This window comes from Streptomyces sp. NPDC091282 (assembly GCF_044757385.1).
Lineage (GTDB): Bacteria > Actinomycetota > Actinomycetes > Streptomycetales > Streptomycetaceae > Streptomyces > Streptomyces gramineus.
In genome coordinates this window covers 107359-120840 of record NZ_JBIVUX010000013.1, presented here as the reverse complement: position 1 = coordinate 120840, position 13482 = coordinate 107359, and the positions used below count along the sequence as shown (strand labels likewise).

General features: G+C 70.8%; 12 protein-coding genes. 9 read left to right on the top strand and 3 right to left on the bottom strand.

Annotated elements, in window-relative coordinates:
- Positions 1-144: 144 nt before the first annotated feature.
- A complete protein-coding gene (locus ACIQOE_RS39210) occupies positions 145-1527 on the bottom strand; it encodes an amidohydrolase family protein (RefSeq protein WP_401416842.1) in 1383 nt (460 codons plus the stop codon).
- Positions 1528-1865: 338 nt separating this feature from the next.
- On the opposite strand from ACIQOE_RS39210, the gene ACIQOE_RS39205 reads away from it, so the two are divergent.
- From ACIQOE_RS39205 to ACIQOE_RS39190, 4 genes are all read left to right on the top strand, one after another.
- Entirely contained in the window at positions 1866-2687 is an 822-nt protein-coding gene (locus ACIQOE_RS39205; RefSeq protein ID WP_401416840.1) for an IclR family transcriptional regulator C-terminal domain-containing protein, read from the top strand.
- A 72-nt stretch (positions 2688-2759) separates the two neighbouring features.
- On the top strand, positions 2760-3950 hold the full coding sequence (locus tag ACIQOE_RS39200; protein ID WP_401416906.1) for a CaiB/BaiF CoA transferase family protein: 1191 nt from the start codon (positions 2760-2762) through the stop codon (positions 3948-3950).
- Positions 3943-4785 (top strand): citryl-CoA lyase, encoded by an 843-nt coding sequence (locus ACIQOE_RS39195; protein ID WP_401416838.1) that lies wholly within the window; start codon positions 3943-3945, stop codon positions 4783-4785. The genes ACIQOE_RS39200 and ACIQOE_RS39195 overlap by 8 nt, the downstream gene beginning before the upstream one ends.
- 53 nt (positions 4786-4838) lie before the next feature.
- A complete protein-coding gene (locus ACIQOE_RS39190) occupies positions 4839-5696 on the top strand; it encodes a dioxygenase (protein WP_401416837.1) in 858 nt (285 codons plus the stop codon).
- Between the two features lie 107 nt (positions 5697-5803).
- Here ACIQOE_RS39190 and ACIQOE_RS39185 read toward each other — a convergent pair whose 3' ends face one another.
- Positions 5804-6673 (bottom strand): helix-turn-helix transcriptional regulator, encoded by an 870-nt coding sequence (locus ACIQOE_RS39185; RefSeq protein WP_365573106.1) that lies wholly within the window; start codon positions 6671-6673, stop codon positions 5804-5806.
- A gap of 121 nt (positions 6674-6794) precedes the next feature.
- Here ACIQOE_RS39185 and ACIQOE_RS39180 point away from each other — a divergent pair, with 121 nt between their 5' ends.
- The 3 genes from ACIQOE_RS39180 to ACIQOE_RS39170 all read left to right on the top strand — a co-directional run bounded on the left by ACIQOE_RS39180 (position 6795) and on the right by ACIQOE_RS39170 (position 9817).
- Positions 6795-7733 carry an alpha/beta hydrolase gene (locus ACIQOE_RS39180; RefSeq protein ID WP_401416834.1) on the top strand — a complete coding sequence of 313 codons (939 nt, stop codon included), beginning with the start codon at positions 6795-6797 and terminating at the stop codon, positions 7731-7733.
- A 205-nt stretch (positions 7734-7938) separates the two neighbouring features.
- A complete protein-coding gene (locus ACIQOE_RS39175) occupies positions 7939-8550 on the top strand; it encodes a DNA polymerase ligase N-terminal domain-containing protein (protein WP_401416832.1) in 612 nt (203 codons plus the stop codon).
- A 463-nt stretch (positions 8551-9013) separates the two neighbouring features.
- Entirely contained in the window at positions 9014-9817 is an 804-nt protein-coding gene (locus ACIQOE_RS39170; RefSeq protein WP_365555805.1) for a VOC family protein, read from the top strand.
- Between the two features lie 52 nt (positions 9818-9869).
- On the opposite strand, the gene ACIQOE_RS39165 is transcribed toward ACIQOE_RS39170, so the two are convergent.
- Complete coding sequence (locus ACIQOE_RS39165) at positions 9870-10799, bottom strand: AraC family transcriptional regulator (protein ID WP_401416830.1); 930 nt, start codon at positions 10797-10799, stop codon at positions 9870-9872.
- 88 nt (positions 10800-10887) lie between these two features.
- On the opposite strand from ACIQOE_RS39165, the gene ACIQOE_RS39160 reads away from it, so the two are divergent.
- Together ACIQOE_RS39160 and ACIQOE_RS39155 are read left to right on the top strand one after the other, a co-directional pair.
- Positions 10888-11886, top strand: a complete 999-nt coding sequence (locus tag ACIQOE_RS39160) for an SDR family NAD(P)-dependent oxidoreductase (RefSeq protein WP_401416904.1) — start codon at positions 10888-10890, stop codon at positions 11884-11886.
- Positions 11887-12114: 228 nt separating this feature from the next.
- Positions 12115-13464, top strand: a complete 1350-nt coding sequence (locus tag ACIQOE_RS39155; protein WP_401416828.1) for a PP2C family protein-serine/threonine phosphatase — start codon at positions 12115-12117, stop codon at positions 13462-13464.
- The last annotated feature ends 18 nt before the right edge of the window (positions 13465-13482 follow it).

Sequence of the window (13482 nt, the reverse complement as noted above, 5' to 3'; positions counted from 1 at the left end):
TGCGGAAGACGTCCAGAGGCTGGTGTGGTCCGAGCTGTTCGTAGGCAGTTCTCCGGGCGCCGGCGCCACCGGTGACGTCGCGCCTGGAGTTCCCCAGTTCACCGGAGCCGCCGGGAAGCGGCTCGGCCCTCCGGCGTGCCGCGGTCAGTGGCTGTGTGTCGAGGTGCTGCGGTAGTCGGTGTACGTGTAGGGGTTGTCGAGGACCTTCGTCTCGGGGACGTCCGGGTTCATGCCGTTCACCCAGGCCTCCTCGCCGATGGTGGACCGCAGGTGCCGGACCGTCTGCTCGACCGTGCGCCGTACGGCGGTCAGGTCGATGTCGAGCAGTCGGTGCTCGTGCTTGACCACGCGGCCGTTGACGACCACGGTGTGCACGTCGCCGCGCTGGGCCTGGAACGCCACGTGCCCGTAGGGGTTGAGCACGGGGAACGAGACCGGCGAGTGGTCGTTCTTCAGCAGGACGAGGTCGGCCTTCTTGCCCGCCGCGATGGTGCCCAGATCGTGCTCGCGGCCAAGTGCCCTGGCACCGCCGGCAGTCGCCCACTCCACCACCTGGTCGGCGCGCAGGGCGCAGTGAGTGATCGTCTCTTCCCTGGCGTGGGCGGCCAGGTGTTCGCGGGCCCGGTCGGCGCCGAGCGTGCTGCGCATGGCGGAGAACAGGTCTCCGCTCCACCACACGCTCGTGTCCATGGACAGGGAGACCGGGATGTCGTGGGAGCGGATCGCCCAGGTCGTCGGATAGCCCTGACCGGCGCTCTGCTCGCTCTCCGTGGACACCGAGATCGAACCGCCGGTCGCCGCGATGCGGTGGTAGGAGTCCGCGGAGAGGGACGAGCCGTGCACGTAGACCGTCTCCGGGCCCATGAACCCGTGCTCGTGCATCAGCCGGATGCCGTCGTCGTTGGTGGCCCCCCACACGCCGGCATGCGTGGTGACGGCGACGCCCAGGTCGCGTGCGACGTCGAAGGCGGGCTTCTCGGGGAAGGCGGGGTCTCCGGTGACGTCGAAGGCCAGCTGGAAGCCCAGCATGTCGTCGCCGGTGATGCGGCGGCGGACGAAGTCCCGGAACTCCGGTGCCGCGGTCCATTCCGCCGGTGCCTGCTGGATGTTCCCGTAGGCGAGGACGAAGCGGCCGGGCACCGCCTGCAGCGCGTCGACCGCGGCGTCCGCATGGTCGACCGTCTGCAGTCCGTGCGACCAGTCGACGACCGTGGTCACCCCGGCGTCCAGGGCCTCGACGGCGGCGAGGAGGTTTCCGGCGTACACGTCCTCGGGGCGGAAGGCCCTGCCGTGTTCGAGGTAGTACCAGACGAAGTACTGGGTCAGGGTCCAGTCGGCGCCGTAGCCGCGCATCGCCGTCTGCCACATGTGCCGATGGGTGTCGATCATGCCGGGCATCACGATGCCGCCGGACGCGTCGACTTCCACCGTGCCCTCCGGGACGGCGAGGCGCGGGCCGACCGCGGTGATGCGGTCGTCGGTCACGAGGACGTCGGTGTCGGCCAGTACCCGGCGCTCGGGAGTCATGGGCAGCACCGTGCCGCCTCGGAAGACGATGGGGCGTCCTGCGTGGAAGGGGGTGGACCGGGGCATCGCTGTGTCTCCCGCCTACGTCGGACAACTGTCCGTATCCCGGTTGCTGATTGGTGATTGATGCTCATCGGGTCAGTGGTGACTGTCAATCCCGCGCGCACCGCAAAATCCCCTCAGATCCTTCACCAGGCGTCCGCCCTGCGGTCAGTTGACCGCGGGCGGTGCCGAAGTCGCGACCTCGCACCCCGTTCTGCTGCGTAGAGTGGCTTCGAAAGGCCGTCCGCCAGGCGGACGAGGTCGAAATGAAGCCGTCGAGACGCACAGGAGCTGTCATGCCGCGTGAAGGAACCGGTCCGGACTTCATCGAGGCGCTGGCCCGGGGTCTGGAGGTCATCACCGCGTTCCGGCCCCGGCGACCGGTCATGTCGCTGACCGACGTGGCGACCGCGACCGGACTGGCCAGGCCCACCGCGCGCCGGATCCTGCTCACCCTGGTCGAGTTGGGATACGTACGCCCGCAGGACGGCGGTTTCTCCCTGACCCCGCGGGTCCTGGACCTCGGTGTCGCCTACGTGCGCTCGACGGGGCTGTGGGACGTGGCCCGCCCCCACCTGGAGTGGCTCGTCGAGCGCACGAACGAGTCCTGCTCGATCGCTCAGCTCGACGGCTCGGACATCGTCTACGTCGCCCGGGTCTCCGTACCCAAGATCGTCACGCTCGCCGTGCAGATCGGCACGCGTTTCCCCGCGTTGCCCACCTCGCTCGGGAAGGTCCTGCTGGCGGCCCTGCCGCCCGACGACGTGGCGGGGGTCCTCGCCGAGCCCACCCGATCCGGCCTGAACTCCGTGTGGCACCCGGATCGAACGGAGTGGGAGTCGGAACTTCGCGAGGTGCGGGCGCGGGGATGGGCGATGACCGACGAGCAACTCGCCAAGGGCATCAGGTCGGTTGCCGCTCCGCTGCGGGACGGCTCGGGACGGGTCGTCGCGAGCGTCAACGTCAACGCGCACGCCGCGGAGACCTCGGTGGGGGTGCTGCTCGACGAGTACCTGCCGCTCCTCCTGCAGGCCGCCGGCCGGATCAGCGGGGACTTCGCGCGGCTGGAGACCGTGCCGCACGCCGTCCGGCCGACGGGTGTCGGCGCGACGTCTTGACGCGCCGGTCGTACCGCACTCAGAATCGATCTCCGGACAAACGTCCGCTGTGCGGACGGGAGGGCGAGGATGATGTCCCAGAACGCGAAGCCCGTACAGCACAGCCCCGCGGCACCTCTGTCCGGTGTGCTGGTCGCGGACTTCTCGCGGATCCTCGCCGGGCCCTACGCCACCATGCTGCTCGCCGACCTGGGCGCGGACGTGGTGAAGGTCGAGGGACCCAGCGGCGACGACACCCGAGCCTGGACGCCCCCCACTCGCGGTGGGGTCTCGACCTACTACCTCGGGGTCAACCGGGGGAAGCGTTCGATCGCCCTCGACCTGCGCGACGAGGACGACGTCGAAGTCGCACGGAAGCTGGCCCGCCGGGCGGATGTGCTGATCGAGAACCTCAAGCCCGGCGGCATGGCGAAGTACGGACTGGACTTCGAGTCGGTCCGGCGGGACAACCCCGCGCTCATCTACACGTCGATCACCGGATTCGGTGCCGGGCCCGGACGTCATGTCCCCGGCTACGACCTCATGGTGCAGGCCGTCTCCGGGCTCATGAGCCTGACGGGCGACCCGGACGGCCCGCCCTACCGGGCCGGGATATCCGTCTTCGACGTGATGGCCGGCAACCACGCCGCGATCGGCATCCTCGCGGCGCTGCGGCACCGCGACGCCACGGGGACGGGCCAGCTCGTCGAGGTGAACCTGCTGTCCTCGGCTCTGACCGGACTGGTCAACCACAGCTCGGCCTACGTCGCCGGCGGCACCGTGCCGTACCGGATGGGCAACGCCCACCCCAGCGTCTTCCCGTACGAGCCGCTGCCCACCGCCGACAACGACCTCATCGTGACCGCCGCCAACGACGGCCAGTTCCGCAGACTGTGCGAGGTGCTCGGCATACCGGAGGTGGCCGACGACCCGCGGTTCGCGCGCAACGCCGACCGCACCGCACACCGTGAACAGCTGCGGCCGCTGCTGGTCGAGAGGCTGGTGACGCGCGGCGCCACCGAATGGTTCGAGGCCCTGGTCGAGGCCGGTGTGCCGAGCGGACCGATCAACACCATCGACGGCGGGTTCGCCATGGCCGAGCGCTTCGGACTCGACCCGGTCGTCACCGTGGGAGAAGGGGGCCGTGCGGTGCCCACCACGCGGCACCCCATCCGGTTCTCCGCCACCCCGGCCACCTACCGGCTGCCGCCGCCCGAACTCGACGAACACGGCGAGGAGTTGCGTAAATGGCTGTGCGCACCCGAGGCGGCCGACCGTGACTGAGCCGGAAGCCCGACCCGCCTACCCCACCGCGCTGGGCGCCTCCGACCTGAAGACCATCACCCTGCTCGGGCACGACCTGGCCGAGGACATCATGGGGTCCGTCGGCTTCGGTGAACTCGCCTTCTGGCTCGCCACTCAGCGCAGGCCCCGCACCGGTGAGACACGTGTCTTCGAGGCCGTACTCGCCGCGCTGGCCGACCACGGATTCACCCCCACGGCCATCGTCACCCGCCTGACCTACCTCTCCGCGCCGGACTCCGTGCAGGGCGCCCTCGCCGCCGGCCTGCTCGGCGGCGGCTCCCGCTTCCTCGGCGTCACCGAGGACACGGGCCGCTTCCTGCACGACGTACTGGAATCCCTGGACGGCGCCCTGCCCACTGACGAGGCGGGCTGGGACGAGCTGGCCCTGCGCACGGTCCGGGAGCAGCGCGAGGCCGGGCGGTTCGTCCCCGGCCTGGGGCACCACGTGCACAAGGAGGGCGACCCCCGCACGCCGCGGCTGATGCGCATCGCGCAGGAAGAAGGCGTCTTCGGGCCGCACTTGAGCCTCTTCGCCGCCATCGGCCGAACGCACCCGGCCGTGCTGAACAGAACGCTTCCCCTCAACGGCGCGGGAGTCTGCGGTGCCGCCCTCGCGGACCTCGGTCTCCCGCTGCCGCTGCTGCGTGGTTTCGCGCTGCTGGCCCGCACCGCCGGACTGATCGGCCAGCTCGCCGAGGAACTGCGCCACCCGGTCGCCCAGGACATCTTCCTGTCCGTCGACCGGAACACCGTCCCCGTGCCACCAACTTCTCACGCGGCGGGACCCCTTGAGGAGGAGCGGCGCGAGGAATGAGCCCGCGAGTGCCGCACCTCGGTCACCGCACCGCAGAACAAGGAGCCGCAACCGTGTTCGTCGACGAGGACAACATCACCGAGCTGGCCGTCCAGCGCTGGGCCACCGCGCACTCTCCGCGGCTGGGCGAGCTGATGACCGTGCTGGTGCGCCATCTGCACGCCTTCGCACGGGAGGTGCAGCTGACCGAGGACGAATGGACGGCCGCCGTCGGGTGGCTGACCGCGGCCGGCCAGGCCTGTGACGACAAGCGCCAGGAGCTGATCCTCACCTCCGACGTGCTCGGACTGAGCACCCTGGTGGTGCAGTTGAACAACAGGTTCGCGCCGCAGGCGACCCCCGCCACGGTGCTCGGGCCCTTCCACGTCGACGGATCGCCGACCGCGCCCTACGGTTTCGACATGTCCGAGGGCATCGACGGCACGCCGCTGTTCTTCACCGGCAAGGTGACCGACACCGAGGGCAAGCCGCTCGGGGGCGTCGTACTGGACGTCTGGCAGGCCGACGCCGACGGGGCCTACGAGGCCCAGCTCCCCGAGATCGACGAGGCCCGTCTGCGGGCCAAGTACCGGACCCGGCCGGACGGTACGTACTGCATCCGCACCATCGCGCCGCGCGGCTACGCCATCCCCATGGACGGCCCGGTCGGCGACCTGATGCGCAGGACGGACATCAGCCACTTCCGGCCCGCGCACGTCCACTTCCTCATCGACGAACCGGGATACCGGAAGCTGACCACCCACCTGTTCCAGGAGGGCAGCGAGTACCTCGACTCCGACGTGGTCTTCGGCACCAAGGACGCGCTGATCGTCCCGTTCACGTCACGGACGGCGGGCCCGGCACCCGACGGAACCACGCTGGACACCGCGTACCTGCGGGCCGAGTACGACTTCGTCCTGCAGCCCGGCTGACGAGGATCCGGGTGGCTTGCCGACATGAGCCGGCACACCACCCGGGACTCGCCGTTCCGCCCCCGAAGCTGGGGGCGGCGCGCGTGGAGGGCTGTGTCCGGGCCGGTTCAGTCGTGGAGGCCGTCGGTGGGGGTTGGGGTGGTGTGCCAGGAGCTGAGGATGCGCAGGGCGTGGTCTTCGGGGCTGCCGGGCTCGGCGGTGAGGACCACGAAGGTGACGTCGGGGTCGGACGGGCTGGTCCAGGTGTCGCAGTCGAGGGTGAGCGGGCCGATGAGGGGATGGCGGTAGCGCTTGGCGCCGTAGGCCGTGTCCGAGACGATCCGGCCGTTCCACCACGCGCGGAACTCGGGGCTGCGCACCGACAACTCGCCCACCAGCTCCGCCAGGCGCGGGTCGTCCGAGGCGGCCGCTGTCTCCATCCGCAGGGTCGCCGCGCTGACGCGTCCGGCGTCCTCCCAGTCGGCGAAGAGGTCACGCATGGCCGGATCGAGGAAGATCAGCCTGAAGTAGTTGCGCTCGGCCGGCTTCAGCAGGGCGAAGTCCTGGTAGAGGGCCGCGGCGGCGGCGTTCCAGGCGAGGATGTCGCCGTAGCGGCCCAGCACCATGGCCGGGCAGTGGCCCAGGGCGTCGAGCATTCGCTGCACCGACGGCCGCACCCGCTGAACCGGGCGGCGGCGACGGGAGGCGGCCGGCCTGCCCGCCAGCTCGTACAGGTAGGCCCGCTGCGCTTCGTCGAGCCGTAGCGCCTTCACGAGGGACGCGAGCACGGTCGCGGACGCCCCGACGCGTCCCTGCTCGATGCGCGTGTAGTAGTCGGTGCTCATGGTGGCCAGGCGCGCGACCTCGTCGCGGCGCAGGCCGGGCACACGCCGGGGGGTCCCGTCGTCGCCGAGACCGGCCTGCGCGGGCGTGATCTCGGCCCGGCGTGCCTTCAGGAACGCGCCGAGCTCGGAGCGCGGTGAACGCGTATCGGACATGGCAGCCACTATGCCCGAGCCACACCCCGGTCAGAGGGGGCAGAAATCTTCCCTGGCACGACCGTGCCCCGGCAGGAACCCTCCCCTCCCGCCTCGCGGCAACGACGGGCACGGTGAAGCCATGCGTACCGATGTGACCTTCCTCAGCGCCGGGATCCCTCTCGCCGGCCACCTGTACACCCCCGACACCGCCGCCGACGGCCCGCTCGCCGCCGTGGTCGTCGGCCATCCCGGCAGCGGTGTGAAGGAGCAGACCGCCGGCTCCTACGCCCGAAGGCTCGCCGAGGCCGGCTTCGCCGCGCTCGCCTTCGACGCCGCCTGTCAGGGGGAGAGCGGCGGTATCCCGCGCGGCCTCGAAGACCCGGCCCAGCGTGTCGAGGATTTCAAGGCAGCGGTGTCGTACCTCACCACACGCGCCGACGTCGACACCGACCGGATCGGTGTCCTGGGCATCTGCGCGTCCGGCGGCTACGTCATCCCCGCGGCCGTCACCGACCACCGCATCCGCGCGGTGGCGACGGTCAGCGCCGTCGACATCGGGCTGAGCTTCCGCGTCGGCCCCGACGGCACCCAGGACCCGGCCGTCGTCCAGAGCCTGCTCGACGCCGCGGCCGCCGCCCGTACCGCAGAAGCCGCCGGCGAGCCCGTCCCGACCTTCCCCCTGCGCACCACCGAGGACGAAGCGCGCGCCGCCGGCCGGTACGCCTACGAAGGGTGGGAGTACTACGGCACCGACCGGGGACGGCACCCGCGCCAGACCGACGACTTCCCCTTCACCAGCATCGACAGGATCGTGAACTTCGACGCCTTCCACCTCATCGACCTCCTCGCACCACGTCCGCTGCTGATGGTCGCCGGCGACGAAGCGTCCACGGCCTGGATGACCGAGGAAGCCATCAAGAGGGCCGGTGAGCCCAACCACCTGCACTGGATCCCGGGCGCCAGTCACATCGACCTCTACGACCGCTACGTCTCCCAGGTCGCTCCCGAGCTCACCGCGTTCTTCACCGAGCACCTCGCAGCGGGCGGGGCGGGTGCGGCCGGCCGACGGGCCACCTGAAGGGGGTCCGGTCCGGAGTGTCTCCGGTGGCACGAGGGCCAGCCCGGAATACGCCGACTGGGGAAGTTCCGATTACCTCCCCCAGGAGGCGCCGGACACCCACGGCTCCTGGGAACCTGGAGAGAGCGCTCACGGACCCGGCGGTTCTCCCGCGTCGGCCGTCCGCCGAGCGAGGCAGACGACCGCGATCACCGGGAAGGAAGCCATGAACGCCAAGGATCCTCTCGCTGACCACCACCGCAAGCGCGACTTCTCCCTCACCCGGGAACTCGGCGGCGGTGAACATCCGGGCAGCCATGAGCACCGGTACGTGATCCAGCTCCATGACGCCGGCACGACGCACTTCGACTTCCGGCTCGAGGTGGACGGCGTGCTCAAGTCCTGGGCGGTCCCCAAGGGCCCCTCCGGCGACCCGCACGACAAGCGGCTGGCCACCCCCACCGAGGATCACCCACTGGACTACCAGGACTTCGAGGGCACGATCCCCGAGGGGGAGTACGGCGCCGGCACGGTACTCATCTGGGACGAGGGCACCTACCATCCGCTGCCCGACCGCAAGGGCCGCGAGACCCCCATGGACGAGGCGTTGCGGCACGGCCACGCCTCCTTCTGGCTGGACGGAGCAAAGCTCCACGGCGGCTATGCCCTCACGCGCTTCCGCGAGGGACAGGACGGCGAGAAGGAGGCATGGCTGCTGGTCAAACGGGCTGATCGGCGGAGATCGGACCGGGGCGCGCCCACGCCGTTCCTGGCGCGTTCCGCGCGCAGCGGGCGCACGCTGAAGCAGATCGCTTCCGCCTCCGGCTCACGCCGGTAGCGGACCGGCCCGCGGGTGCCCGGTCCGCCGCGTGTCCGCTGCCGTCCCGGCAGCGGACACGGGCGCCGTCATCGCAGTTCACGTCGGGCTGGTCCGCCGCCCGGGTCACCACCGTCCGTGGGGTCCGCCTGCACGGATCCGCGGGAGCCGGGCGACTCGAGCCTCTCGGTACATCTCTCACCGTCGGTGATTCCCAGGCGCCCGATGAACGCGGGCTCGCTGCGGGCCAGGACACGACGGAGCGCTTCACGTGACTCCGTGTACTGCGCATCCGTTCCGTACCGCTGTGTTGTCACGCCAGTACCAACGAATCGCCCCTCGGTGGCGAAGTCTGCCGGACGAGTGAGCGGCGAGCCCGGATCCGGGGGCGTCGTACCAGGAGGCGTGCGGAACACGAATTCCGGTCGGACACTGGAGGTCAGAGCGGCGGGCCCGACGCCGCTTGGAACCGGAGCGTGATGGCATGAGCTACGGCACGACGCACTCCTCCGGTGTGAACGAGACCGTCTCCACGGGCTCCGTGTTCGGTGCGCCGTGCTGGGTGAGTCTGAGCAGCCACGACATGGAGGCGACCCAGGCCTTCTACGGAGCAGTCCTGGGCTGGCAGTGGCGCACCGCCCGACTCGGCTTCCGATTCCGGACCGCACTGGTGGACGGGGTCCCCGTCGCCGGGATCGCCGAGCTGGCGACCGTGTGGCAGATGGCCGTGGCCTGGACGCCGTACTTCGCCGTCGCGGACGCGGACGAGGCGGTCGGCCGGGTGCGGGAGCGCAGCGCGACCGTGGCGGTGGGGCCGATCTCGTTCCCGCCCGGAAGAGCGGCGCTGCTCGCCGACCGCGACGGTGCCCGCTTCGGGATCTGGCAGGGGCAACTCGTCACCGAATGGGAGGCATGGCGGAGGGCGGCGCCGACGTTCATCACGCTGCACACCAGGAACGCCTTCGACGCGGCCATCTTCTACGGCGAGGTCCTCGACTGGTCGTCGAACCGGCCCGGGTGCTGCGAGGTCGAGTACGCGGCAGGCAACGTGCTGCTGCGCAGCCAGGGCGACGTCGTGGCACGTATCGAGTCGGGCTCGGTGGAGGCGTCACCGGACCCCGCCGTCCGGCCGCACTGGCAGGTGCACTTCACCGTGGCCGACGTGGAAGCGTGCGTCCGGGCCGCGGGAGCGCATGGTGGCAGCGTCCTGGACGAGAGCGAGCACGAGGCGGTGCTGCGCGACCCCGACGGCGCCCAGTTCACGGTGACCTCGCGTCGGCGCCACTGACGTTCCGCCCAGGCTGCCGTTCGGACGGTGGGACGCCTGACAGCTCGTGCGGTCAGCCGGAGGTGGCAAACGATCGGGAGTGCTGTTTGCGGTAGTCCCCCGGAGACGTTCCCAGGACTCGTTTGAAGGCGACGCTGAGAGCGCTCTCGGACCCGTAGCCCACCGCGTGGGCGACAGCGGCGAGCGTCGCACCGTCTTCTCGCAGCCGGCGAGCCGCGAGTTCGATGCGCCAGCGGGTGAGGTACTCCAGCGGTGCCCGGCCGACCGTGGCCTTGAAGCGGACGGCCAGCGCGGAGCGTGACACGCCCGCGACGGCGGCCAGTTCGGCGACGGTCCACGGCTTGGCCGGATGGCGATGCAGGCAGTCCAGTGCGGCGGCGACCACGGGATCCGCGAGGCCCGCCAGCCAGCCCGACACCGCACGCGGCTCGCGTGTCAGGTGCAGACGCAGTACGTGCACGAGCATGACGATGGCCAGGTGCTCAGCCACCACGGTGGATCCCATCGGCCGGTTGCTCATTTCCTGGTCGATCGCGGTCAGCGCCCATCGCACCGTCTCCGCGTGCCGGGTCCCCGCGGGCAGGTGGATCACCGGCGGCAGTCTGTCCAGCAGCAGTTCCTGCGCACGCGCCCCGAACGAGAAGCGGCCGCCGATCATCAACACGTCCTCACCGTGCCCCGTCCTCGCCATACCGTCCTCGGCCCCGGCGAACACGACGCCTGCGGGGACGGGGAAGACGTCCGGGGCGCTGCGGAGAGTGAAGGGGCGCCCCCGGGTGAGGAGGTAGCAGTCACCTTCCGCCAGGTCGATCGGCTCGTCCGCGCCGTCGACCTCCAGTCGGCAGGATCCGCGCCGGACGGCGTTGAACTTGACTCCGTCGGGCGCGTCGAACCGCACGGCCCAGCGGCCCCCCGCGATCAGACCCGCGGACAGATGGCTGCGCGTCTTCAGCAGGGTCAGCACGTCCTCAAGAGGATCCACGACCACTCCTCACTTGGACGATGGCTAAAGATTTCCAGACGATCGATGATAGAACGTGCAGGATTCGCTTCGTAGCGTGGGACGCGTGATGACGAACTCCCAGGCCGACCGGCCGGCGAACGATGACGGCTCCACCCGCCTGACCACCCCCTTCTCGTCCCATGCCACCGCGGAGGAGGTGATCGCCGGGGTGGATCTCACCGGCCGGCGCGCGGTGGTCACCGGCGGCGCGTCGGGCCTCGGTGCCGCCACCGTGCGCGCTCTGGCGGCGGCCGGCGCCGAGGTCACCATCGCCACGCGGAGCCCGCGATCCGCGGACCCGATCGTCAAGGAACTCGCGGCCGTCGCCGATGTCGGCCGAGTGCGCGCCGAGGCCCTGGATCTGTCCGACCTGGCCTCGGTCGACGCCTTCGCGCGGGCATGGCGCGGGCCTCTCGACATCCTCGTCGCGAACGCGGGCATCATGGCTCTCCCCGAACGCGCCCTCACGCCCGGCGGCTGGGAGATGCAGCTCGCCACCAACCATCTCGGCCACTTCGCGCTGGCCACCGGTCTGCACGCGGCGCTGCGGGACGCCGGATCCGCCCGCATCGTGATCGTCAGCTCGGGCGCGCACCGGAACGCGCCGTTCGACTTCGACGATCCGCACTTCGCCCGGCGGCCGTACGACCCCTGGACGGCCTACGGGCAGTCCAAGTCCGCCGACGTCCTGCTGGCGGTCGGGGCCCGCCGCTGGGCGTCCGACGGGATCACCGCCAACGCGCTCAACCCGGGCTACATCCTCACCGGCCTGCAACGGCATCTCGACGACGACACCATGCGCGCGTTCGGCGTGATGGACGGCGACGGCAACCTGAAGCCGCTGCCGTACTACAAGACTCCCGGACAGGGTGCCTCCACCTCTGTCCTCCTGGCGGCTTCCCCCCTCCTGAACGGCGTGACCGGCCGCTACTTCGAGGACAACCAGGAAGCGCGCATCGTCGAGGGGGATGAAGACATGCCAGGCGGCGTCGCGGCCCACGCACTCGCCCCCGACGCCGCGGACCGCCTCTGGGAGTACGGCACGGCCGCCGTCCTGGGCGGCTGACCGCGGTCATGGCGGGGGAGCGGTGGCCACCACGGCCTCTCACGTAGGTGATGGTGGCGTCGAGGTCGTCGCAGAGGTTCGGCATCTGGGGGCCGACGGGGCGGAGGGTGTGAGCGGGCGAGGTCACCGCCGTCCGAACCTGGGACGCGCCCTCGAAAGGGGGATATGACCCGGGTGTGCGCAGGGGGCTGCGACGCTTGGCCCGGTGGCGGTGTCCTTTCACGAAGCATGGGTGGGTTCTCAGTGACGGGCGGCTCGGGCCGTGCGCCCCGCAGAGGGATGCGGCTGGGGACGGAACTGGCGCAGATCGCCGAGCAACTCGTCGTCCTGGCACGCGGTCAGAACCGGCTCCACGAGCTGTACGAGGCGGTCATCAGCCGGGACCAGGACCTGTCCGACGTCCTGGCACTGATCGTCCGCACGGCCATGGACCTGGTCGGTGCCCGTTACGGCGCGCTGGGAGTCCTGGACGACTCGGGCGAGCAACTGCGCGAGTTCATCCCGGTCGGCCTGTCCGACGCGCAGGTGCGCGCACTGTCGGGCACGGGGCTGCCGACCGGACGCGGGCTGCTCGGCTACCTGATCGCCCATCCGGAGCCGGTCAGAGTCAAGGACATCGCCGCTCATCCCGCCTCCATCGGTCTCCCGGCCGGCCATCCGCCGATGCACTGCATGGTGGGGGCCGCGGTCAGCATCCGGGGACGTGTCTACGGCAACCTGTACCTCTGCGACCGGGAGGACGGGCGGCCGTTCGACGCCCATGACGAGGCCATGATCGCCTCGTTCGCCGAAGCCGCGGGACTCGCGATCGACGATGCCGCTCTGATGCGGCAGACGCAGATGGACGCGGAGCGTTTCCAGCGCATGCTGCTGCCCCGGCTGACCGACCTCCGCCCCCTGTTGAGCGCTGCCGTCTACCGTCCAGCCGTCACTCCCCGGCACATCGGCGGCGACTGGTACGACGCCATCCGGCTGCCGGGCGGCACAGTCGCCGCGGTCATCGGCGACGTCGTCGGCCACGACCTCCGGGCGGCCGCCGCGATGGCACAGACCCGCAACATGCTTCTCGCCCTTCTCCACTACGACCCCACCGAATGCACCGCCGAGATCCTCACCGCCTTGGACCGCGCGGTCGAAGACCTCACCGCCAACCCGGTCACCACCCTCTGCCTCGCCCGATTCGAACCCGACGTGAGCCCGGACGGCTCCGACACCGGTGGGTTCAGGATGCGATGGAGCACCGCCGGCCATCCGCCGCTGCTCCTGCTCAGCCCCGACGCACGCCCCCGCTTCCTCTTCGCGCAGCCCGACCTCCCCCTCGGTGTGGACAGCGCGGTACGGCGTCACGAGCACACCCGCTCGCTGCCTCCCGGCGCGACAGTGATCTTCTACACCGACGGTGTCACCGAACACCCCGATCGCTCCATCGAGCAGACCATGTCCCTCCTGGCCGAACACGCCGCCCGCCTTGAGCACCTTCCGCTTCAGGAACTCGTCGAGACGCTGGCCGACCAGCACCCCAGTGACGGCCACGACGACATGGCGCTCCTCGCCATCAGAGCGCCCACACCCGGGTAGGGCCCGCCGGTGACGCGG

What these genes read in the sequence shown, in the direction of transcription:
- ACIQOE_RS39210 (WP_401416842.1), bottom strand. Translation starts at nt 1,527, where the DNA reads ATGACTCCCGAGCGCCGGGTACTGGCCGACACCGACGTCCTCGTGACC.
- ACIQOE_RS39205 (WP_401416840.1), top strand. Translation starts at nt 1,866, where the DNA reads ATGCCGCGTGAAGGAACCGGTCCGGACTTCATCGAGGCGCTGGCCCGG.
- ACIQOE_RS39200 (WP_401416906.1), top strand. Translation starts at nt 2,760, where the DNA reads ATGTCCCAGAACGCGAAGCCCGTACAGCACAGCCCCGCGGCACCTCTG.
- ACIQOE_RS39185 (WP_365573106.1), bottom strand. Translation starts at nt 6,673, where the DNA reads ATGTCCGATACGCGTTCACCGCGCTCCGAGCTCGGCGCGTTCCTGAAG.
- ACIQOE_RS39180 (WP_401416834.1), top strand. Translation starts at nt 6,795, where the DNA reads ATGCGTACCGATGTGACCTTCCTCAGCGCCGGGATCCCTCTCGCCGGC.
- ACIQOE_RS39175 (WP_401416832.1), top strand. Translation starts at nt 7,939, where the DNA reads ATGAACGCCAAGGATCCTCTCGCTGACCACCACCGCAAGCGCGACTTC.
- ACIQOE_RS39170 (WP_365555805.1), top strand. Translation starts at nt 9,014, where the DNA reads ATGAGCTACGGCACGACGCACTCCTCCGGTGTGAACGAGACCGTCTCC.
- ACIQOE_RS39160 (WP_401416904.1), top strand. Translation starts at nt 10,888, where the DNA reads ATGACGAACTCCCAGGCCGACCGGCCGGCGAACGATGACGGCTCCACC.
- ACIQOE_RS39155 (WP_401416828.1), top strand. Translation starts at nt 12,115, where the DNA reads ATGGGTGGGTTCTCAGTGACGGGCGGCTCGGGCCGTGCGCCCCGCAGA.